Source organism: Altererythrobacter sp. C41, from assembly GCF_016803135.1.
GTDB lineage: Bacteria > Pseudomonadota > Alphaproteobacteria > Sphingomonadales > Sphingomonadaceae > Pelagerythrobacter.
Window position 1 is genome coordinate 144,563 of sequence record NZ_JAEVFE010000005.1, and the last position, 20,682, is coordinate 165,244.

Consider the following 20,682-nt stretch of genomic DNA (forward strand, 5'->3'; position numbering starts at 1 on the left):
AAGGTGACGCCGAGGCCTGACGCTCCCGCGGGTTTTAGCAAGTGTAACCTTGGCACCTTTTCGCTTTCACACCAGGGACTTGCGGGATGCTTGCGCGGACCGGGTGTGGCTTTTCCCATCGCGAAAGCCACACTGTCACCTTGCACCGTCACCTTCTTCTTCACCGCCCGCAGAGGACGGGAGACTGGCACCATGGTGGCCCGCGAATCGTTCGTTCGATAGAACATATACGGAACGTAAGCGGGAAACGCGCATGTAGGAAAGGGGCAATCTCGAGCCCGGCCCACAGCCCGCCTGACCCGGTCCCTCCGTCATCCCAGCGGAAGCTGGGATCGGGTGCAGCAAGGTCCGGCTTGGCGGCCAGCGATCCCAGCTTCCGCTGGGATGACGGTGTGGGTGTCGGTGTGTGAGTGAATGGGACGGCGAGACGCCGCCCCGGCCCTTACTTGACCAGTTCGACCTGCTCGAAGTCGAGCTCGACCGGGGTCGCGCGGCCGAAGATCGAGACGCTGACCTTGACCTTGGCCTTGTCGAAATCGAGCTCTTCCACCACGCCGTTGAAGCTCGCGAACGGGCCGTCGAGCACCTTGACCTGATCGCCGATCTCGTAATCGACGCTGATGTCCTTCTTCGGTGCGGACTTCGCTTCCTCGACGCCGCCGAAATAGCGCGCGGCCTCCTTCTCGGAGATCGGCTGCGGCTTGTTGCCCGAGCCGAGGAAGCCGGTGACCTTGGGCGTGTTCTTGACCAGGTGGTAGACGTCGTCGGTCAGCCGCAGCTTGGCGAGCACGTAGCCGGGCATGAACTTGCGCTCGACCTGCACCTTCTTGCCGCGCTTGACCTCGGTCACGGTCTCGGTCGGGACCTGCACTTCCTCGACGGCTTCCGACAGGCCCAGCCGTTCGGCCTCCGCAATGATCGCGTCGCGGACCTTGTTCTCGAAACCCGAATAGGCGTGGATGATGTACCAGCGAGCCATTGTGATCCCTGTCGTGCCTTTGTGTTTTTCGATCAGGCGATCGTCAGCAGCCAGCGCACCACTGCGCCGAAGGCCGAATCGATGCCGAGAAAGAACAGCGAGAGAATCAGCATCATGATCCCGACGAAGATCGACGTGCGGACCGTCTCTTCGCGCGACGGCCATACCACCTTGCTGCCTTCGGCGCGGACCTGGCGGATGAACTCCCCGGGGCTGGTCTTGGCCATGTGCTCTCTCGCTCTTGCCTGAAATTCCTGTCGCGCCTTCCGGAATGGGGCCATCGCCGCCCCGGTTCAAGTCCGGGAGGGGCTTTTCAAGGCTCCGATGTCGGAAGGCGGGCTGCATTTAGGCGGCATGGCAGGCAAAAGCAAGGCGGTGCGGCGTGGAGCGACAAACCGGTTGCAGTGGAAACTTGGGGGTGGTCCTCGCCGCTTCGCGCCGTTAGCCTGCCCATCATATTTCAGGGGCACTTAAGGGGATAGACGCGAATGGCAGCAAGCCAGGCACCAGCCACGCTGGGCGAACGACTGATCGCACCGGTCACCAACATATCCGACTTCATCTGGGGCGGGACGTGGAACGGTGAGCAGTTGATCCCCATTCCGCCCCTGGCCGTGATCCTGCTCGGCGTGGGGCTGTGGATCATGATCGGCCTGCGCTTCTATCCCATCGTCAAGTTCGGCGCGGCAGTGCGCGGGCTCTTCGCGGGCCGCAAAGGCTCCGGATCAGGCGAGATCAGCCCTTTCGCCGCGCTTTCCACCGCGCTCTCGGGTCAGGTCGGCACCGGCAATCTGGCCGGCGTCGCCACGGCGATCGCGCTCGGCGGGCCCGGCGCCGTGTTCTGGATGTGGATCACCGCGCTGTTCGGCATGGCGCTCGCCTTTGCCGAAGGCAGCCTCGCCATCCGCTATCGCGAGACCACGTCCGATGGCGTCGCTCGCGGCGGTCCGATGAGCTACATCATGCTGGGCCTCGGCCCGAAATGGACCTGGCTGGCGATCGTGTTCTGCATCGGCACGCTGTTCTCGGCGCTGGTCACCGGCAATTCGATCCAGGCCAACGAAGTGGCGAGCGGCCTCACCGAGCTGTTCGGGTTCGAGCGGTGGCTGGGCGGGCTGATCGTCGCGATCGCGGTGTTCGTGGTGATCATCGGCGGCATCAAGTCGATCGGCAACGTGGCCGAGAAAATCGTGCCGTTCATGGCAGCGGCCTACATCGTCATGGCGCTGATCGCCCTCGCCATCAATTTCGGGGACCTACCGGAGACTTTCGGCCGCATTTTCGCCGGGGCGTTCAACGCGCAGAGCGCCAGCGGCGGCTTCGCCGGCGCGGCGATCATCCTGGCGATCCGCGCGGGCGTGGCACGCGGGCTGTTCTCCAACGAGGCCGGGCAAGGTTCGACGCCGATGGCGCACGCCGTGGCGCAGACAGACGATCCCGAGCAGCAGGGCCGGATGGCGATGCTCGGCACCTTCATCGACACGATCGTGATCTGCACCATGACCGCGCTCGTCATCCTGACGGTGCAGGGCGACTTCACCTACAACGGCCAGCCCGTCGATCACGTGTGGCAGTCCGACCTCGGGACCACGGCCATGTCGGGCTTCGTGACGACATCGGGCGCATTCGCCGCGGCGTTCCCGTTCGAGATCGGATCGATCCCGCTCGGCACGCTGGTCGCCAGTGTGGCGCTGATCCTGTTCGTCTTCACCACCCTGCTGACCTGGTCCTATTACGGCGAGCGCGCAATCACGTTCATCTACGACCGGGTGCCCGGCTCCACTCGGGGCGGCGAGAAGGTGCTCCACATCATCTGGCGGGTGATCTGGTGCATCGCCATCTTCATCGGCGCGATGCAGCCGTCCCAGCTCGTCTGGCGGCTGGGCGACATCTCGAATGCGACGATGGCCCTGCCCAACCTGCTTGCGCTGGCGCTGCTGTCGGGCGTCGTGTTCAAGCTGGCGCGGGGCGAGCGCAAGGCCGGGCGCGACTACCGCAGCGAAACGCCGGAAGAGCCCGAAGAATACTGACGGCCGACCAGAGAAAGGGGCCGGATGCCCGTGCATCCGGCCCCTTTTCCGTTCTGTCGTCCCACCGGGTGACGGGATTCTAGCGGACGCCGAACAGGCGGGCCCAGAACCCCGGCTCTTCCATCGGCCGGATCGGTCCGTGCATCAGATATCGCAGCGAAGCGTCGCGATGGGGGCGGGGCTGAACCCACCGGTCGGGGCGACTGCTGCGGAAGGTCAAACCCGACATGGCATCGTCTCCATGATCACTCGTGCCCTCCGTCCGACGCATACAATGACCGGTTCGGCGCAGCGGTTCCCGGCCTTGCGGCGGCTGCTCCACTGCGGGACGCAAGCCCGAGCGCCTCGCGCTGTTTGTCGAGGGGGTTCCCGTGGAGAGCGAATTTTCAGGAGCTGTGGCGCGAATGCCATCGCGGCCGGAATCGCCTGGCAGGGGTGACAGGATTCGAACCCGTGGCCCTCGGTTTTGGAGACCGATGCTCTACCAACTGAGCTACACCCCTGCAGGCGGAAGCGCCCTCTAAAGCGAAGCACGGGGGATGGCAAGGCGGCGCGCGCATGGCGCTAGGAACTTCGCCCCATGCGCGATAGAGGCGGCGGTCATGCACGCGCCCGCGCAAGGCCCGATCCCCGGCGATCTCCTGCTGCTCGCCTATCGCAACGGGATCTTCCCGATGGCGGACGGCCGCGACGACCCGGAAGTGTTCTGGGTCGAGCCGCGCAAGCGCGCGATCCTCCCGCTCGACCGATTCCACTGCTCGCGCTCGCTGCGCAAGGTCCTGCGGCACGGCGGGTTCACCGTCACCTGCGACCGCGCCTTCGAGGAGGTCCTGCGCGCCTGCGCCGCGCCCCGGCCGGATCACGAGGGGACCTGGATCAACCGCCGGATCGAGGAGAGTTTCTGCGCACTTCACCGCGACGGGCACGCCCATTCGCTCGAATGCTGGCGGGGCGGCGAGCTCGTCGGCGGGCTCTACGGGCTCGCGGTCGACCGGGCATTCTGCGGCGAGAGCATGTTCAGCCGCGCCGACAATGCGTCCAAGGTGGCGCTCGCCTGGCTGGTGGCGCTGATGCGGCGGGCCGGCTTCGCGCTGCTCGACTGCCAGTTCATGACCCCGCACCTCGCCTCGCTAGGTGCGGTGGAGATTTCACAGCGGCGCTACTGCGCCTTGCTGGAGGATGCGCGCGGCGAGCCGCGCATGACGCTGGCCGAAGCCTACGATTCGCTGCTGGCCGAGGCCGAGCCGCCCTCTTCGCCCGGGAACGTCATCGCGCAGTCCTTCACCCAGACGTCGTAGATCGGGTGCTCGACCACGTTCAGGCTGGGCGAGTTCTTGAACAGCCAGCCCGAGAAGGTCTTGTCCCACACCCCTTCGTCGCCCGCCTGGCGGACGAAGACCTGGACGAACGCCCCGGTCTCGTGCGGCATCTCCCAGGGGGCGGTGCGCTCGCAGGCGGCGAGGCGGACGATCACGTCACCCACGCGGCGCGATTCGCCGGGCTGCATCTCCAGGTCCTGCGACAGGTTGTTGCGCTTGTTGAGCAGGCCGAGCGTGGCGACCCGCTCTTCCATCTGCGTTCCCGCGCCGCTGTCGCCGACCGGCGCGGGCGGCGTGCCGGTGCGCAGGCTTTCGGGAATCTCGGTCTCGACCGGCTCCGGCGCCGGCGCTTCCTGCGTGCAGGCGGCGAGCGCCGCGGCCAGTGGCAGCGCGAGGGCGAGCCGGCCCACGCTCAGTTGTCCGGCGACCACGCTTCGTAGTCACCCGTTGCCGCCGCACGGCGCCCGCCGCGCTGCAGCGCCCCCTGCGGCAGGTAGGCTGCCTCCGTCCCCGTCGCGTTCGGCGTGTAGTCGGCTTCCCAGATCCGCGGCGGGGGCAGGCGGCTCTCGGGCACGTCGTCGAACTGGCCGTGGAGCCAGCCATGCCATTCGGGGGGCACCCGGCTGGCGTCGTTCGAACCGTCGTAGATCACCCAGCGGCGCTCCCGCCCGTCGGGCGACTTCTTGCGCGACCGGAAGTAGCGGTTGCCCTGCGCGTCGGTGCCGACTTCGACACCGTGGCGCCAGCTATTGAGCAGCGTGCCGATCGTCGCGCCGTTCCACCAGGTGAAGATCTTGGCCAGGAAGTTCATGGAGCGGGCGGTTAGCCGATTCGCTCCGCGCGGCCAAGCGCGCAATTGAGAACGGCCGCGATTACCATTCGACCGCGTCGCCCGGCTCGATCCCCAGTTCGGCCGCCCGGCCCCCGGGAATTTCGAGCACGGCGCTCGTCAGCCCGACGGCCGAAACGGAATCGAGCGAATAGGGAACGGTGTTGGCAGCGATGTTCATGATCCGCCCGTCCTCGCCGATGAAGATGATGTCGAGCGGCAGCGGGGTATTCTTCATCCAGAAGCTCGCCACGTCGGGCGGATTGCGGGGAAAGACCATGCCCTCGTTCGGCCCGAGCTCGGTGCGGAACATGAGCCCGCGTGCCTGCTCCTGCGGGGTGCGTGCAACTTCCACCGTGAAGGCGTGGCGCTTGCCGTCGCTGACCACCGCGAGCGGGATCGTCTCCAGCCCCGAGACCGGATGGCGGCTGGTGGTGGTCTCGGCAGGGGCGGCCGCCCCCGCGCCGGCCTGGGGCGAGCAGGCCACCGCGAGTGCGGCGGCGAGAAGGGAAAGCAGTGGGCGCATCTATCGATCCTCTTCTTCGGCGGGGGCTTCGGCCACCCATTGCTTGGCTTCCGCGACGTCCTTCGCGTCCACTACCGCGCGGGCGTCGTCAAATCCATGCCCGGCGCGGATCATTGCGGCGATCTGCTTCTCGCGCCGGTCGCGTTCGGGCACCTCCCCCGCGAACGGTCCGAAGCGCCGCCGGCGGGCCAGCGTCAGGGCGGCTTCGCGCCGCGCCCGCTCGCCCGGCCGGGCCGAGATGCGCAGATCCTCCTCGACGCCGGCCCCGCGCAGCGCCTGGTCGATCCGGCGCGCGCCGTATCCGCTCCGCAGCAAGCCCCCGGCCCGCGCCCGGGCATAGGCTTCGTCGTCGATGTAGCCCAGTTCGGCGAATCGCGCCGCGATCGCCGCGGGGTCGGCCGGGCGCTCTCCGTCCCATCCGCGCTCACGCAGCTTGCGCGCCAGATAGCCCTCCAGCTTCGCCGCCGTGGTGGCGAAACGCGCGACATAGGCGAGCGCGAGCTCCTCCAGCCGCTGGGCGTCGAGCGGCCTCGGCGGGCGCTTCCTGCGCCTCTCGTGCGTTCCTTCGCGATCCATGCGGCCTTATTCGTGCCACAGTCGTTCGGAAATGGGAAAGTTTGAAACGACGGCGAGGAAGGGATAAGGGCGCCGGATAGGGGATAATGGCGCATTGTTGCGCACTAATGACGGGTACCGCCTCCAGACATGACCGATTCCAACCTGATTCCGACCCCGAACGACTGCGCCTTACCGCGCCGCAGGTCGGATTTCGCCACCTTCAACGAGGCGATCGACTACGCCGCCCGTAGCGAGAAGGGCCTCAATTTCCACGACATGCGCGGCACGCTGGAACGGGCCTATCCCTACGGCGAAATGCGCGAGGATGCGCTCGCGATGGCGCGGCGTCTGGTCGCGGCCGGCATCGGCAAGGAAGACCGCGTGGCGCTGGTGGCCGAGACCGGACCCGAATTCGCCGCCCTGTTCTGCGCCTGCGTCTATGCCGGCGCCTGGCCCGTGCCCCTGCCCCTGCCGACCAGCTTCGGCGGCAAGGACAGCTATATCGACCAACTCGCCGTGCAGCTCGAGAGCTCGGACCCGAAGATCTTCATCTATCCGCCCGAGATCGCCGAAATGGCGCAGGCCGCCGCAGACCGGCAGGGCTGCGAAGGGATCGACTGGGCGCGCTTCGCCGAGCGCGAAGCGCCCGAATGCGAACTGCCCGAGGCGCGGCCCGACGACATCTGCTACCTCCAGTATTCCTCCGGCTCGACCCGTTTCCCGACCGGCGTGGCCGTGACGCACGAGGCGCTGCTGCACAATCTCTACGGCCACGCGACCATGGTCGACCTGGGCGAGAACGACCGCGTGGTGAGCTGGCTGCCGTGGTATCACGACATGGGGCTGGTCGGCTGCTTCCTCTCGCCGATCGCCAACCAGGTGAGCTGCGACTACCTCAAGACCGAGCATTTCGCGCGCCGCCCGCTCGCTTGGCTCGACCTGATCAGCCGTAACGAGGGCAACACGCTCTCCTACTCGCCGACTTTCGGCTACGACATCTGCGCCCGCCGCATATCGAGCCAGAGCAGCGTGGCCGACCGCTTCGACCTCTCCCGCTGGCGCACGGCGGGCAACGGAGCGGACATGATCCGGCCCGACGTGATGCAGAGCTTCGTCAACGCCTTCGCCGACGCGGGCTTCCGCGCGAGCGCCTTCACTCCGAGCTACGGCCTCGCCGAAGCGACGCTCGCGGTCACCGTGATGCCGCCGGGCGAAGGGATCCGCGTCGAGCTGGTGGAGGAGGAGCGGCTGTCGGGCACGCGCGCCGATTTCTCGCGCCCCGCCCGCTACCGCGCGATCGTCAACTGCGGCAAGCCGCTGCCCGGCATGGAAGTCGAGATCCGCGGCGAGGACGACAAGGCCAAGGGCGATCACAAGATCGGCAAGGTCTGGTGCCGCGGCAAGAGCGTCATGCACTCCTACTTCCGCAACGAGGAAGCGACCAGCGACTGCCTCGTGGCCAAGGAAAACGGGGAGGTCTGGCTCGACACCGGCGACATGGGCTACATGGCGAACGGCTACCTGTTCATCGTCGGCCGGGCGAAGGACATGATCATCATCAACGGCAAGAACCACTGGCCGCAGGACATCGAGTGGGCGGTGGAGCAGCTTCCGGGCTTCAACCACGGCGACATCGCCGCCTTCTCGGTCGAGACCGAGAACGGCGAGGAAGCGCCGGCGGTGCTGGTCCATTGCCGCGTGTCCGACCCCGAGGAGCGCGTGCGCCTGCACGAGCAGATCCGCGACAAGGTCCGCTCGATCACCGGGATGAACTGCGTCGTCGAACTGGTCCCCCCGCGCACCCTGCCCCGCACCAGCTCGGGCAAGCTCAGCCGGGCCAAGGCCAAGCGGCTCTACCTCGCCGGCGAGATCCAGCCGCTGCCGCTGATGGAAGCCGCCTGACCTCTCCCGAGTCCCCGCGCAGGCGGGGACCTCAGGCCGCTGGCACTCCGCCCGCCTAAGTATAAGGCCCTGCCCGCGCTGAGGCTCGGACGAGGTGCGCCGGCGTATCGCCCGCTGCCTGAGACCCCCGCCTGCGCGGGGACTCGGACAGGCCTTTCTCGCTTGCCTTGCGCCGAAAAAAGCCGACATTCCGTCGACGACGGTCAGCGCCACCGTTGAATTTCGTGTGTTATGCACTTAACACAGTATGCAGGAGCCGGGCCGTGCCCGGCGAGGAGCGAAGAAGCAGGCATGGCTACCGAAACCAAGACCGCCACGGCGACCGCAACCGATTTCGAGCTGACCCCGCCCGATCCGGTGCCGGACATCGCGCCCGAGAAGGCCGCCGGACTGGTGCCGGTGAGCGAGGAGAAGAAGTCCAAGCTGGACGAGAAGGTCGAGGCGTTCATCAGCGACCTCGTCGCCGAGGACGCGAATTCGCCCGCCTTCGGCCAGAAGGTCGACCAGATCACCAACATGGGCCGCAAGGAGATCATGGCGGCCTCGCAGCATTCCAATCGTTTCCTCGACCGCCCGGTGCGCGCGATGGACAAGGACGAGGGCGTGGGCGCCAACCTGGCCGAACTGCGCCGCACGGTGGAGGAGCTGGACCCTTCGCGCCGCGGCAAGCTGACCGGGCCGAAGAAGCTGCTCGGCATCATCCCCTTCGGCAACAAGCTGAACGACTATTTCCGCAGCTACCAGAGCGCGCAGACCCACATCCAGCAGATTCTCTCCAAGCTCGGCAACGGCAAGGACGAGCTGCTGATGGACAACGCCGCGATCGACGTCGAGCGCGCCAAGCTGTGGGAGGCGATGGGCAATCTGGAACAGATGATCCACATCTCCAAGACGCTCGACGAGCGGCTGGAGGAGAAGGCCGCCGAGCTCGACGCGACCGACCCGGCCAAGGCCAAGGCGATCCGCGAAACCGCACTGTTCTACGTCCGCCAGCGCACGCAGGACCTGCTGACGCAGATGGCGGTTTCGGTGCAGGGCTACCTCGCGCTCGATCTGGTCAAGAAGAACAACGTCGAGCTGGTGAAGGGCGTCGACCGCGCCAGCACGACCACCGTCGGCGCGCTGCGCACGGCGGTGACGGTGAGCGAGGCGATGACCAACCAGCGGCTGGTGCTGCAGCAGATCACCGCGCTCAACGACACGACCGCAGGGATCATCGATTCGACCAGCACCATGCTGCGCGAGCAGACCGGCAAGATCCACGAGCAGGCCGCATCGAGCACGATCCCGCTCGAAACGCTGCAGCGCGCGTTCCAGAACATCTACGACACGATGGACGAGGTCGACACCTTCAAGCTGCGCGCGCTCGATTCGATGAAGCAGACGGTGACCGCGCTGAGCCAGGAGGTCGAGAAGTCGAAAGGCTATATCGCCCGCGCCGAAGGCCAGGCGCAGGCGCAGGCCAAGATCGGCTCCAGCGAACCGTCGCTGCTGACGCTCGATAGCTGATGCCCGACAGTACCCACGAGAGCGACGTGATCATGGCCGGCGCGCGGCGCTCGCTGGCCGAGAACCGCGCGGGCGGCTACCACCGGCGCGCCTCGATCGGGCGCGGATCGGCCGATCTCAAGTCCCGGCACCTGATCGGCAAGGTGAAGCGGATCGCGCTCGCCGTCGGCGGGATCGTGATCGCGGCGATGGTCGCCGGGCTGGTGATCGACGGGATCGGCTTTGCCGGCGTGATGGTCACCCTGCTGGCGATCGTCGCGGCGGTCTTCGTGTTCTCGGCTTTCCCGAAGATGAAGGTGCCCAAGCGGGCCGAGCTCAACAAGGGCGATACCCGGGAGATGGTCGGCCGCACCGAGCTGTGGCTCGAGCACCAGCGTCCCGCCCTGCCCCCGCCGGCGGCGAAGATCGTCGACGACCTCGGCGTGCAGCTCGACGCGCTGGGCCTCCAGCTGGAGACGGTCGACCAGTCGCACCCCGCGGTGCGCGACGTGCGTCAGCTCGTCGGCGAGCATCTGCCGGAAATGATCGATTCCTACCGCAAGGTGCCGGCGCACCTCCGCGGCGAGAAGCGTGCGGGGGCGACGCCCGACGAGCAGCTTGCCGACGGCTTGGGCCGTATCAGCCGGGAGATCGACAGCGTCACGCGGCAGCTCGCCGACGGCGCGCTCGACGATCTCGCCGTGCGCCACCGCTATCTCGACTACCGCTACGGCGAAGGCGCCACGAAGGACGAAGGCTGATGCGCGTTGCGATTCCCCACGATCTTCCGCGCGAGACGGTGCGCGAGCGGCTGCGCAACCGCAGCCACGAGATGGCGGATCACATTCCCGGCGGCATGGCCGAAGTGACGACCGCCTGGCCCAGCGAGGACAGCATGACCATGCGGGTCAGCGCCATGGGCCAGAACCTCGACGGCCGCGTCGATATCGAGGACGGCCAGCTCGTGTTCGAGATCGACCTGCCGCCCGCCCTCGGCTTCGTCGAACCGATGATCGCCAACGCCGTGCGCCAGCAGGGGCACAAGCTGCTGACGAAGGACTAGAGCCGGCCGATATTCAGAGGTTTGGCGTGTCGTCGCCGGTCGGCACCGGATGTGCGCGGGGATCGATCCGCAGGGCTCTTGCCCATTCGATGGCCCAACGCTTTGTCATCCCCGCGAAAGCGGGGATCCAGGGCGCGGCCGTTCCTCCGTGGATTCCCGCGTGCGCGGGAATGACAGAAGGGGGACGTGCCGCCGCGTTGAGCTGAGCCGCCATTTCGCAAGCCCTCGTGGCGGGATGTCGATTGGTTCTAAGACGGGCTCAGCCGCTCGCGCCGCCGAGCTTGCCGACCTTCTGTGCGCCCGACGCGCTCATCACCAGCACCTCGTCGCCGTCGACCACCACGATCACGTCCTCGAGCCCGATGCACGAGACGCGCGGGCCGTCGCTGTCGACCATGACGTTGCGACAGTCGACCAGCTCGGCCGCTCCGCGCACGACATTACCGGCTTCGCCCACTTCCCGCGCCTCGCGCAGCGCGACCCAGTTGCCGATGTCCGACCAGCCCATGTCGACCGGCACGAGCGCCGCGCGGCCGGTGTTCTCCATCACCGCGTAATCGATCGATTCCGCCTCGATCCCGGCGAACACCGAGGCCGAGGGATGGAACCGTGCGCCGTGTTCCGATCCGCGGGCCACGGCTTCCCGCGCGGCTTCGGCCATCGCCGGGCGGTGGTGCGCCAGCTCCTCCAGGAACGTCCCCGCCCGAAACGCGAAGATGCCGCCGTTCCAGCTGAATTCGCCCGAGGCGAGGAAGTCGCGCGCCAGCGCCTCGTTCGGCTTCTCGACGAAACGCGCCACGTCGTAGCCGCCGTCGATAACCGCGCCGCGCTGGATATAGCCGTAACCGGTCTCCGGCCGGTCGGGCGCGATGCCGAAGGCGACGAGACGGCCGCGCCCGGCGAGCGCCACGGCGGCGTCCACCGCCGCGAGGAAGGCGTGAGTGTCGGCGATATAGTGGTCGCTCGGGCAGACCAGCATGATCGCATCCTCCGGCAGCAGCGCCGCCGCGAGCGCGATGGCAGGCGCGGTGTTCCGCCCCTCCGGCTCCACCACGATCCGCATGCCCGGCTGTCCCTGCGCCTCGACAAGATCGAGATGCCGCGCCCCCGTCACGACCATCGGCGGCGCGAACCGCGCCCTGTCGTGGCACCGGGCCAGCGTGGCTTCGAACAGCGATTGCTCGCCCAGCAGGCGCAGGAAGGGCTTGGGGCGGTCGGCGCGGCTTCGCGGCCAGAGCCGCGTTCCGCTCCCGCCGCACAGGATCACCGGATGGATGCCGTCGGTCATGCGTGCCCGTCATTCACCAGCTTGCGCGGCAGGGCAAGGCTCAGCACCCGCCCGGTGCCCGTGTGTCCCGATCAGAACCACCGTTGCCGCCAGTAGAACGGGGCCGGAACGGGGTTGCCCTGCGCATCGGTCGCGGGGCGGAAACGCAGCCGCTCGACCACCAGACGGCAGGTGATCCGGTCCGCTTCGGGGTCGGGGCTCGGGCGGTAGACCGTGCAGTTCGATGCGCGCCCGTCGACCCCGACGACCACTCGCACGATCACCTCGGTTCCGCGGCGCGCCGCGCGACCGCCCTCGGGCACCGGGTAGTCGCCCGCGTCGTCGATCGAACCCGCAATGTGCTCGGGCTTGGTCACCGCCCCGTCGCCCTGGCCGCTGCCGCCCTGTCCGCTGCCGGTCCCCTCGCCGCCGGCACCGGTCCCCGACCCGCTCTCGCTCGCGCCCGAACTATCGGCGCTGCCGGTCGACGAAGCGCGCGGAGCCGGCACCGGCCGAGGCACCGGGATCGGCGGGTCGGGCGCCGCGACCTCCCGCGGCACCGCCTCGCGCCCCTCCTCGCCCGAAGCGCCGGCGTCGGGCTCGGCCGCAGGTTCGGGTTCCTCGGGCGGGGCCGTGATCGTGACCGTAACCGCCTCGACCACCTGCCGCTCGACCGCGCCGGTAAGATCGGGCGCGAACGCCTTCGCGAGCCCGTAGATCGCCAGCACGTGCAGCAGCGCGATCAGCGCCAGCGTGCCGAAGCGAGGCCTGCGGCGCGAAGTGAAGGAGGAGCCGGTCCCGATCATCCCGCGGATTAGAACACCTCCCTCGCGCCCTGCGTTCCCCTTGCAAAAGCATAACCGACCATGCGCCGCGCCCGGGCATAAAAAAGCGGCGGCGCTCCTTTCGGAACGCCGCCGCCTTTTCAACGGTGCTGGATCGGTTCGTCAGTAGCCGACGACGAGCGAGATGCTCGCTGCGCGCGGCGCGCCGATCTGCGCGAAGGGCACGCTGTCGAGCGAGCCGCCGTAGTAACCGACGTAGAGCTCGTCGAACAGGTTGGTGACGTTGAACTGGAGCGCCGCTTCCTTGCCCGGCGCGAACTCGCCGAGAGTGTAGCGCACGTCGAGGTCGACCAGCGTGTAGGACGGCACCGTGGTGTCGTTCAGGTCGTTGACGAAGCGCTTGCCCGTGTACTTGACCTGCGCACCGAATTCGACCGGGCCGAAGTTGATCTGACCACGCGCACCGACCGTGTACTTGGCCGAGCCGCTCTCGCGGCTCCCCGCGGTGGGAAGATAGTAGTCTTGACCGACCGTGGCGACGGTGCAACCGAACTGCGCCGGATCGGGCATACCCTCATCGTCGAGGCCGCACTGGCCGCCCAGAACGTCGTCCTTGATCTCGGAGTTGTTGAACGAGCCGAACACGTAGAGCAGCGTGTTCGGAGTCGGGCTCCAGGCCACCGAGCCGTCGATGCCGTATTTGTCCACCCGGCCGAGGTTCCGGTAAAGGGTCTCGTCCAGGATCGGATCGTAGGCCGACGCAAGCCGGTTGTTGTAGCGCGTGTACCAGCCGGCGATCTGCGCCGTCAGGTTGTTGCCCAAGCCGTACCGCAGGCCGACGTCGAAGCTGTCGGTCGTTTCCGGAACCGGCTGCGATTCACGAACGTCGGCCAGGAAGAGCGAGTCGTAGAGCGGATCGGTGCCGGGCACCGAAAGGCCCTTGGCATAGTTCGCGAACAGCGAGACGTTCCCGAAGTCGTAGGTCAGCCCGATGTTCGGGAGCAGCTTGTCGTACTTGTAGGTACGCGTCTGCGGCGGCGCATTTTCCGGATTGGCCGCTTCGTAAGCAGCCGTGTCCTGATTGCCGAGGCAGTCGACGAAGCCCGACGCCGAGGTCGTGAAGCAGTTCTGGTTCAGCTCGCGCTTGAAGAACGGGAGCCGCAGCCCGGCCACGACGCCGAGCGGACCGAACGTGCCGCTATATTCGCCCGATACCTGATTGAGGATGGCGTAGGACAGGCGGTCGCGCTTGTTCAGCGCATAGCCGTCCGAGGTCAGGACCGGATCGTTCATCGGGAACACGTCGAACGGCTCGCCACTCGCGCGCAGGAAGCCCGTCTGGCCCGTCTGCCGGTGACGCGCGTGGTCGAGCGTGTATGCCAGGCGGACGCGGTGATCGTCGTTGATGTCGTAGATCAGGTTCGCGATGACACCGTAGCGATCGGTGCGCGTCTGGCTGGGGTCGATACCGGCCACGCGATCCTCCAGATCGCCGTCACCGTTGAGGTCCATGCCGTAGTAGTAACCGCCACCGATGAAGCCGGTGTACTGCACGCCGCCGATCGTCTGGAAACCTTCGCGAAGATCTTCCACGCCGCCGCCATTTGCCTTGACGTACTGGAAGCTCGGATCGACCGTGAGGGTCAAACCGTCCGACAGGGTGAAACGCGACGAACCGCGGATGTTGCCGGTGTTCGACGGGTTGTAGCGCCGGTCGAATTCCGCGCCGCAGCCGTTCCGGTCATCATATTGCTCGGCGACGCCAGCTGTGCCCTCGCCGAAACCGCCGCCCAACTGGCCAGCCGGAATCGTGCAGGGATAGTTGATTTCGTAAAACCGGTCGCGGCCTTCGCCGTTCTGCACCATCTCCTTGAGATCGAGCACGTCGAACGAGCCGAAGAAGTTGTTGCGGTTCTCGTTGTAGTGACCGGCCACGGAGATGAAGTCGCCGTTCGAGCCGATCTCCTGATAGAGGCGGCCGTTGTACTGCTGCTTGCGGACTTCGCCGTAGTTGTTGAACGGATTGTCGTAGCGGGTCCACGACGCCGAAACGAAGGCGCGCGTGCCGAAGCCGGTGATGTCGCCGGTGTCGACCATGCCGAACGCACGAACGTAGGGGCGGTCGCCGGCGCCTTCGGCGAGAATGTTGCCGTAGCTCGCCGTCGCGACGACGCCGAACGTTTCGCCGGGAACCCGCGTGCGCAGGTTCACCGTGCCGCCGGTCGCGGACGCGGTCGGGCTGTCGACGTCGGTCACGCCGAGGTTGACATTGACCTGCTCGAGAATCTCGGGGTCGATCTGCTGGTTGGTGTAGAGCGCGTAGTTGCCCGAGTCATTGAGCGGCAGGCCGTCGAGGGTCTGCGACACGCGATCGGCGCCGAAGCCGCGGATGGTGAAACCACCGCCGCCCGAACCCCAGGGATCGTTGTTCTGGAAGCTGACGCCCGGAACGAGGTTGATGATGTCGTTCACGGTCTGGCCGGGGCGCTGACGCCGGATCACTTCCTCGGTCAGCACCTGCTTCGCCTTCGGCGTGTTGGGCACATCGACACCGCCGACGTCGGAGTCGCGCGTGCCGGTCACGATGATGACGTCGTCATTCTCGAAGTCGACGGAGCCGGTGGACTGGGCATGTGCCGTGGAGGGCATCACGGCCGCGGCGGAAAGGCTGACGACGCTGGCAGCCAGGAGATACTTGAGCTTCATGAAAACGATCCCTTCGGTGAGGCTCGGTTGCGGGGGTGGAAACGGATGTCGGGCCGATAGGCACGAACCGCGACGCTAGGAAGTCGCTTTTGTTACCAAATAGTGACAGTCCAGCACCTTACGCCGCCGCCGCCGCGGCAATCCGCGAAAAAGCGCGGATTCACTGGGGTTTCGCGCTGTTGCTGCAATGCAACATCATGGGAGATTTTGCGATCCGGTGGAAAACCGGGCGCCGATTTCAGACGAGATTGATCTCGCGCAGCCGCTGCATCAGGAAATCGTGGCTCGATATCGGGGCGGGGGCCGCCTCGTCCGAGTCGGGGTCGATGCAGCTTTCCAGCGTCTCGATCGTGAAGTCGGGCCGGAAGTGGAGGAAGAACGGCATCGAGTAGCGGGAGCGATAGGCCGCCTCGCCGCGTGGGTTGACCACCCGGTGAGTGGTCGAGCGGAGCGTGCCGTTGGTCAGCCGGTCGAGCATGTCGCCGATGTTCACCACCAGCGCGCCTTCCGGAACCTCGATCGCCTTCCATTCGCCGCTCGCGGTGAGCAGCTCGAGCCCCGCTTCCTCGGCGCCGAGCAGCAGGGTGATCGTGTTGATGTCGCCATGCGCGGCGGCACGGATCGCGCCCTCGGCATCGGCGCCGGTCAGCGGCGGGTAGTGCAGCAGGCGCATGACGGAGTTGCCGTCCTCCACCGTTCTCGCGAACCAGTCCTGCGGCAGACCCAGGTGGAGCGCGATCGCCTCCAGCACGCGTGCGCCGGCTGTCTCGAACGCGGTGTAGAGCGCCTCGAAGGTCTCGCGGAACCCGGCGATCTCGGTCGGCCAGAGGTTCGGCGCCATGTATTCGGCGAGCGGATGACCCTCGGGCAACGAGCGGCCGACGTGCCAGAATTCCTTCAGGTCATGGACCGAAGCGTCCTTGGCCTTCTCGGTTCCGAACGGGGTATAGCCGCGCGCGCCGCCGCCGCCGGGGATGTGATAGGCGCGCTTGACCTCGTCCGGCAGGGCGAAGAACGCCTTGGAGAGGTCTTCCGCCTTCGCGATCAGGTCGGCCGGGATGCCGTGGTCGCGGATCACCGCGAAGCCGTATTCCTCGAAGCTGCGCCCGATCTCTTCCGAAACTTCGGACAGCGGGCGGGCGATGGAAACGGAAGCGATCTCGGACATGTGCTGCGACTCAATAAGGTAGGAACAGGCCTGCCAGCGCAGCGCTCATCAGATTGGCGAGGCTGCCCGCGGCCAGCGCGCGCAGGCCCAGCTTCGCGATGACCGGGCGCTGATTCGGCGCGAGTCCGCCCGTAACCGCCATCTGGATCGCAATCGAGGAAAAATTGGCGAAGCCGCACAGCGCGAAGGTGACGATCGCGCGGCTACGGTCGGTCAGCATCTCGAGCTGTCCAAGCTCGATGAAGGCGACGAATTCGTTGAGCACGATCTTGGTGCCGAACAGCCCGCCGGCGATGCCTGCCTCTTCCCACGGCACCCCGATCAGGAACATGACCGGCGCGAACAGCCAGCCGAGCACCATCTGGAACGACAGCTCGGGTTGTCCAAACAGTCCGCCGACGGCGCCGAGAATGCCGTTGGCAAGGGCCACCAGCGCGACGAAGGCCAGCACCATGGCGCCGACCGCCACGGCCAGTTTGACGCCCGTCTGCGCCCCTTGTGCGGCTGCCTCGATGATATTGGCGGGCCTGTGCCCTTCCTCGAACGTTTCCGCGACTTCGACTTCGTGGGCCTTGTCCCCTTCGGTGATCGCGGCGGGCCCCTCCGCGCTGATCCGCCCGCGGGGCAGCACGATCTCCCCTTCCGCCTCGGGCGAGGGTTCCTCGTCATCGGGCATGATGATCTTCGCCATCAGGATGCCCCCGGGCGCCGACATGAAGGCCGCGGCAAGCAGGAACGGCAGGTATTCGTTGCCGAGCAATCCGGCGTAGGCTGCGAGGATCGTGCCCGCGACGCCCGCCATGCCGACGGTCATCAGCGTGAACAGCCGGCTCGGCGACAGCGCGGCGAGATAGGGGCGGACCACCAGCGGGCTCTCCGACTGGCCGACGAAGATGTTCGCCGCCGCGCCGAGCGATTCCACGCGGCTGATGCCCGTCACCCAGCCGATCGCTCCCCCGACCCAGCGCACCACGCGCTGCATGATACCCAGATAGTAGAGGATCGAGACGATCGAGGCGAAGAACACGATCACCGGCAGCGCGCCCAGCGCGAAGGTGTTCTCCAGCGGATTGTCCGCCCCGAAGAGGAACGCGGTGCCCGCATCGGCATAGGACAGGAGCGCCGCGACCCCGTCGCTCATGCCCTTGATCGCCGCCCGGCCCCACGGGGTGCGCAGGACGAGGAACGCAAGCAGGGCCTGCAGGGCAAAGGCCGCGGCTACCACCCGCAGGCGGATGCGCCGCTTGCCCGTCGACAGAAGGAAGGCGAGCGCCAGGATCGCGACGATCCCGAGCAGGCTGGTGACGACTGGATGCATGGACGGCCCTGTTCGGCGAGATATCTAAGCCGCTCTCTTGCCTGCCCGGCATCCACAGTCAAACGGGCAGCGCCGCTTAGCCACGCTTCCCTTTTTGCCGGCGAGACAATAGGCGGTGGCCATGAACGACGCATCCGCCGCGAATCCCATCCCCCGTTCGCTTTTCGTCTTCGCGCTGGTCTATGGCGGGATGACGGTTCTGGCCGGGTTCCTCGCGGTCAAGCAGGTCATGCTGTGGCCGACCTCGCTGGGGGTGGAATCGGGCATCTTCGCGTTCCTGGTGCTGGTCGTGCTGTCGAGCGCGACCGCGCAGGTACACGGGGCGCCGGCGGCCAACCGGCTGGTGGTCTGGGGCTTCCTGCCGCTCGCCATGTCGATCGTGCTGATCCTGGTGGTGCTGCGCCTGCCGGCCGATCCAGCCATGTGGCCGGAAGGACTGGAGGCGTTCCAGCTCATCCATGCGACGACGCCGCGGATCATGGCGGCCGGCCCGGTCGCCTATCTCGTTTCGCTGCTGCTCAACGTGTGGATCTTCTCGAAGCTGCGCGGAGAGGGCGAGGCGAACGGCAGCGTGGGCCTGATGGTGCGCGGCGCGGTCGCCTCGGCGCTGAGCCAGGCGATCGATTCGGTCATCTTCATCACTCTCGCCTTCGGCGGAGAGCGCGAGATCGGATCGCTCATCGTGGGCCAGGCGCTGGCGAAGATCGTGCTGTCGCTCGTCCTCGTGCCGTTCCTGATCGCGATCGCGGTGAAGATCGCGCGGCGGCTCGATCGAGCCTAAGATTTTCCGGCGGCGTCGAGCAGGTCCATGAAGTTGCGGGCCGCCTCGCGCTCTTCGTGACTCTCGAAGACCTCGTCCAGATCGGGCGCGGCGCCGAGCATGTAGAGCAGCGTCCACAGCGCGAAGCGCTTGCCGGGATCGGTCTCGAGACCGAGATCCACCTGGCACCGCTCGATCCCCGCAGCCAGCGCAGGCCCGGGCACGGCATCGATGTCGTCGGTCGCGAAATAGCGGCGGAGAAGGTCGTCGAGGTCCATGCGGGGTGCCTAGCGCAGATCACGGCCCGCGGCCATGCGCCGCCCGGGCGTCACTCCAGCGGCAGCTCGGTCGTCGCCTTGATCTCCGACAGGGCGACGGTGGAATTGATCTCCTGAACGCCGGGCAGCTTGCTGAGCTGATCGAAGAAGAAACGTTCGTAGGCGTCGATGTCCTTCGCCACGATCCGCAGCATGAAATCCATCGTCCCCATCAGGACATAGGCGTCGAGCACTTCGGGGAAGCCGCGGATCGTCTCGCTGAACTCGTCGAGATTGGCGCGTCCGTGGGCGTTGAGCTTCACCTGCGCGAAGACATGGGCGTTGAGGCCGACCTTGCGCCGGTCGACGATCGCCACGCGCTTACGGATGTAGCCCTCGCGCTCGAGGCGGTCGATGCGCCGCCAGCAGGGGGAGGCGGAGAGGCCCACCCGTTCGGCGATCTGCGCCGTCGTCTGATTCGCGTCACGCTGCAATTCGCGGAGAATCTTTTTCTCGTATCGGTCGAGCTGGGTCATCTGTTTCTCATAATCCCACATCTCGGGCAGGAACATCCCCCAAAGAAGCTGCACCGCCGCCAAAGCGAGCAAGTTTCTCCGGCGGACCGGTGCGATGATCTGCGCGAGCTCGTGAAGGAGAGACTTGCATGGTTGCCCGCCCCGCCCGCCTGACCCCGCCGCTGCAGTGCGTGCCGCTGCGCGACCCCGAGAGCGGTCTCGAAGGCGTGATCGTCATCCACTCGACCGCGCTGGGGCCGGGTGCCGGCGGATGCCGCTTCTGGAGCTACCCGGACATGGACGGGGCGCGGGCCGATGCGATGCGGCTGGCGGAAGGGATGAGCTACAAGAACGCGCTCGCCGGCCTGCCGCTCGGCGGGGCCAAGGCGGTCCTGCGCAGGCCGGGGGGAGAATTCGACCGGGCGCGCCTGTTCCACGCCTTCGGCCGCGCGGTCGAGGAACTCGGCGGGCGCTACGTCACGGCGGAGGATGTCGGCACTTCGGTCGCCGACATGCAGGACGTCGCAAAGGCGACGCGCCACGTCGCGGGCCTGCCGCCGGCCGAAGGGCGCGCGGGCGGCGACCCCTCGCCCTGGACGGCGCGGGGCGTGTTCGAATCGATGCAGGCCGCGGCCGCCTTTGCGCTCGGCAGCGAGTTGCGCGGCCTGACAGTCGCCGTGCAGGGAACCGGCAACGTCGGAGCGGATCTCTGCCGCCATCTCGCCGAAGAGGGTGCGCGCCTGGTGATCGCGGACCCGAGCCCCGCCCGGCGGGAGGAGCTGCGCGTCGCCCTCGGCGCAAAGGTCGTCGGAGTGGGCGAGATCGCCGAAGTCGAGGCCGACGTGTTCGCGCCCTGCGCGCTCGGCGGAGCGCTGACCCGCGAGAGCGTCGGCAAGCTCCAGGCGCGCCTGGTCTGCGGCGCCGCGAACAACCAACTCGCCAGCCCCGAGGTCGGCGCCATGCTGCTCGACCGCGGGATCGCCTACGTGCCCGACTATGTCGCGAACGCGGGCGGGATCATCAGCGTCTCCGCCGAGTACCTTGGCGAGACCGAAACGGATGTGGCGCAGCGTGTCGCCGCCATTGCCCCGCGCGTTGCCGAGATCCTCGAGCGCGCCGCGCACGAGAGCCGCTCGCCCGCCACCGTTGCCGACGAGATGGCGGAAGAAGTTATCGGCCGGGCGCAGCAGGCGGCGGCCTGAGGCGCATCTC

The 20,682-nt window shown here is 67.4% G+C and carries 22 protein-coding genes and 1 tRNA gene; 8 read left to right on the forward strand and 15 right to left on the reverse strand.

Annotation, left to right across the window (positions count from 1 at the left end):
• Window positions 1–442: 442 nt before the first annotated feature.
• Together nusG and secE are read right to left on the reverse strand one after the other, a co-directional pair.
• A complete protein-coding gene (gene nusG / locus JNO53_RS10830) occupies window positions 443–979 on the reverse strand; it encodes a transcription termination/antitermination protein NusG (RefSeq protein ID WP_203110821.1) in 537 nt (178 codons plus the stop codon).
• Window positions 980–1,011: 32 nt separating this feature from the next.
• Window positions 1,012–1,206, reverse strand: a complete 195-nt coding sequence (secE, locus tag JNO53_RS10835) for a preprotein translocase subunit SecE (RefSeq protein WP_203110823.1) — start codon at window positions 1,204–1,206, stop codon at window positions 1,012–1,014.
• A 261-nt stretch (window positions 1,207–1,467) separates the two neighbouring features.
• Between secE and JNO53_RS10840 the strand changes: the two genes are divergently transcribed.
• Window positions 1,468–3,009: an alanine/glycine:cation symporter family protein gene (locus tag JNO53_RS10840; protein ID WP_203110825.1), complete on the forward strand. Its 1,542-nt coding sequence runs from the start codon at window positions 1,468–1,470 to the stop codon at window positions 3,007–3,009.
• Between the two features lie 79 nt (window positions 3,010–3,088).
• On the opposite strand, the gene JNO53_RS10845 is transcribed toward JNO53_RS10840, so the two are convergent.
• Together JNO53_RS10845 and JNO53_RS10850 are read right to left on the reverse strand one after the other, a co-directional pair.
• Window positions 3,089–3,238 carry a hypothetical protein gene (locus tag JNO53_RS10845; RefSeq protein ID WP_203110827.1) on the reverse strand — a complete coding sequence of 50 codons (150 nt, stop codon included), beginning with the start codon at window positions 3,236–3,238 and terminating at the stop codon, window positions 3,089–3,091.
• A gap of 198 nt (window positions 3,239–3,436) precedes the next feature.
• Window positions 3,437–3,512, reverse strand: a tRNA-Trp gene (locus JNO53_RS10850).
• A gap of 99 nt (window positions 3,513–3,611) precedes the next feature.
• Between JNO53_RS10850 and aat the strand changes: the two genes are divergently transcribed.
• Entirely contained in the window at window positions 3,612–4,307 is a 696-nt protein-coding gene (gene aat / locus JNO53_RS10855; protein WP_203110829.1) for a leucyl/phenylalanyl-tRNA--protein transferase, read from the forward strand.
• On the opposite strand, the gene JNO53_RS10860 is transcribed toward aat, so the two are convergent.
• The 4 genes from JNO53_RS10860 to JNO53_RS10875 all read right to left on the reverse strand — a co-directional run bounded on the left by JNO53_RS10860 (window position 4,226) and on the right by JNO53_RS10875 (window position 6,259).
• Complete coding sequence (locus JNO53_RS10860) at window positions 4,226–4,738, reverse strand: DUF2155 domain-containing protein (RefSeq protein WP_203110831.1); 513 nt, start codon at window positions 4,736–4,738, stop codon at window positions 4,226–4,228. The genes aat and JNO53_RS10860 overlap by 82 nt on opposite strands.
• Window positions 4,739–4,740: 2 nt before the next feature.
• Window positions 4,741–5,139 (reverse strand): NADH:ubiquinone oxidoreductase subunit NDUFA12, encoded by a 399-nt coding sequence (locus tag JNO53_RS10865; RefSeq protein ID WP_203110833.1) that lies wholly within the window; start codon window positions 5,137–5,139, stop codon window positions 4,741–4,743.
• 61 nt (window positions 5,140–5,200) lie between these two features.
• On the reverse strand, window positions 5,201–5,683 hold the full coding sequence (locus tag JNO53_RS10870) for a DUF192 domain-containing protein (RefSeq protein WP_203110835.1): 483 nt from the start codon (window positions 5,681–5,683) through the stop codon (window positions 5,201–5,203).
• Window positions 5,684–6,259, reverse strand: coding sequence for a regulatory protein RecX (locus JNO53_RS10875; protein ID WP_203110837.1), 576 nt, complete (start codon window positions 6,257–6,259; stop codon window positions 5,684–5,686). It abuts the gene before it with no gap.
• A gap of 129 nt (window positions 6,260–6,388) precedes the next feature.
• On the opposite strand from JNO53_RS10875, the gene JNO53_RS10880 reads away from it, so the two are divergent.
• From JNO53_RS10880 to JNO53_RS10895, 4 genes are all read left to right on the forward strand, one after another.
• Window positions 6,389–8,143 (forward strand): fatty acyl-AMP ligase, encoded by a 1,755-nt coding sequence (locus tag JNO53_RS10880; RefSeq protein WP_203110839.1) that lies wholly within the window; start codon window positions 6,389–6,391, stop codon window positions 8,141–8,143.
• Window positions 8,144–8,434: 291 nt separating this feature from the next.
• Window positions 8,435–9,652, forward strand: a complete 1,218-nt coding sequence (locus JNO53_RS10885) for a toxic anion resistance protein (RefSeq protein ID WP_203110841.1) — start codon at window positions 8,435–8,437, stop codon at window positions 9,650–9,652.
• Window positions 9,652–10,392 carry a hypothetical protein gene (locus tag JNO53_RS10890; RefSeq protein ID WP_203110843.1) on the forward strand — a complete coding sequence of 247 codons (741 nt, stop codon included), beginning with the start codon at window positions 9,652–9,654 and terminating at the stop codon, window positions 10,390–10,392. Before JNO53_RS10885 ends, JNO53_RS10890 begins: the two co-directional genes overlap by 1 nt.
• Window positions 10,392–10,694 (forward strand): polyhydroxyalkanoic acid system family protein, encoded by a 303-nt coding sequence (locus JNO53_RS10895; protein WP_203110845.1) that lies wholly within the window; start codon window positions 10,392–10,394, stop codon window positions 10,692–10,694. Before JNO53_RS10890 ends, JNO53_RS10895 begins: the two co-directional genes overlap by 1 nt.
• Before the next feature lie 259 nt (window positions 10,695–10,953).
• Here the strand turns inward: JNO53_RS10895 and JNO53_RS10900 are convergent, their stop codons facing one another.
• The 5 genes from JNO53_RS10900 to JNO53_RS10920 form a co-directional block, all read right to left on the reverse strand.
• Window positions 10,954–11,982, reverse strand: a complete 1,029-nt coding sequence (locus tag JNO53_RS10900; protein WP_203110847.1) for a mannose-1-phosphate guanylyltransferase — start codon at window positions 11,980–11,982, stop codon at window positions 10,954–10,956.
• Between the two features lie 71 nt (window positions 11,983–12,053).
• Entirely contained in the window at window positions 12,054–12,767 is a 714-nt protein-coding gene (locus JNO53_RS10905; RefSeq protein ID WP_203110849.1) for a TonB family protein, read from the reverse strand.
• A gap of 141 nt (window positions 12,768–12,908) precedes the next feature.
• A complete protein-coding gene (locus JNO53_RS10910) occupies window positions 12,909–15,452 on the reverse strand; it encodes a TonB-dependent receptor (RefSeq protein WP_203110850.1) in 2,544 nt (847 codons plus the stop codon).
• Window positions 15,453–15,690: 238 nt separating this feature from the next.
• Window positions 15,691–16,620, reverse strand: a complete 930-nt coding sequence (locus JNO53_RS10915; RefSeq protein ID WP_203110852.1) for an isopenicillin N synthase family dioxygenase — start codon at window positions 16,618–16,620, stop codon at window positions 15,691–15,693.
• A 10-nt stretch (window positions 16,621–16,630) separates the two neighbouring features.
• Entirely contained in the window at window positions 16,631–17,938 is a 1,308-nt protein-coding gene (locus JNO53_RS10920; protein ID WP_203110854.1) for a NupC/NupG family nucleoside CNT transporter, read from the reverse strand.
• Window positions 17,939–18,059: 121 nt separating this feature from the next.
• Between JNO53_RS10920 and JNO53_RS10925 the strand changes: the two genes are divergently transcribed.
• Window positions 18,060–18,719, forward strand: a complete 660-nt coding sequence (locus JNO53_RS10925; protein WP_203110856.1) for a queuosine precursor transporter — start codon at window positions 18,060–18,062, stop codon at window positions 18,717–18,719.
• On the opposite strand, the gene JNO53_RS10930 is transcribed toward JNO53_RS10925, so the two are convergent.
• Together JNO53_RS10930 and JNO53_RS10935 are read right to left on the reverse strand one after the other, a co-directional pair.
• Complete coding sequence (locus tag JNO53_RS10930; protein WP_203110858.1) at window positions 18,716–18,976, reverse strand: hypothetical protein; 261 nt, start codon at window positions 18,974–18,976, stop codon at window positions 18,716–18,718. The two genes, JNO53_RS10925 and JNO53_RS10930, sit on opposite strands and share 4 nt — an antisense overlap.
• Before the next feature lie 50 nt (window positions 18,977–19,026).
• A complete protein-coding gene (locus JNO53_RS10935; RefSeq protein WP_203110860.1) occupies window positions 19,027–19,491 on the reverse strand; it encodes an Lrp/AsnC family transcriptional regulator in 465 nt (154 codons plus the stop codon).
• 128 nt (window positions 19,492–19,619) lie between these two features.
• Here JNO53_RS10935 and JNO53_RS10940 point away from each other — a divergent pair, with 128 nt between their 5' ends.
• Window positions 19,620–20,672, forward strand: coding sequence for a Leu/Phe/Val dehydrogenase (locus tag JNO53_RS10940; RefSeq protein ID WP_203110862.1), 1,053 nt, complete (start codon window positions 19,620–19,622; stop codon window positions 20,670–20,672).
• Window positions 20,673–20,682: the final 10 nt, after the last annotated feature.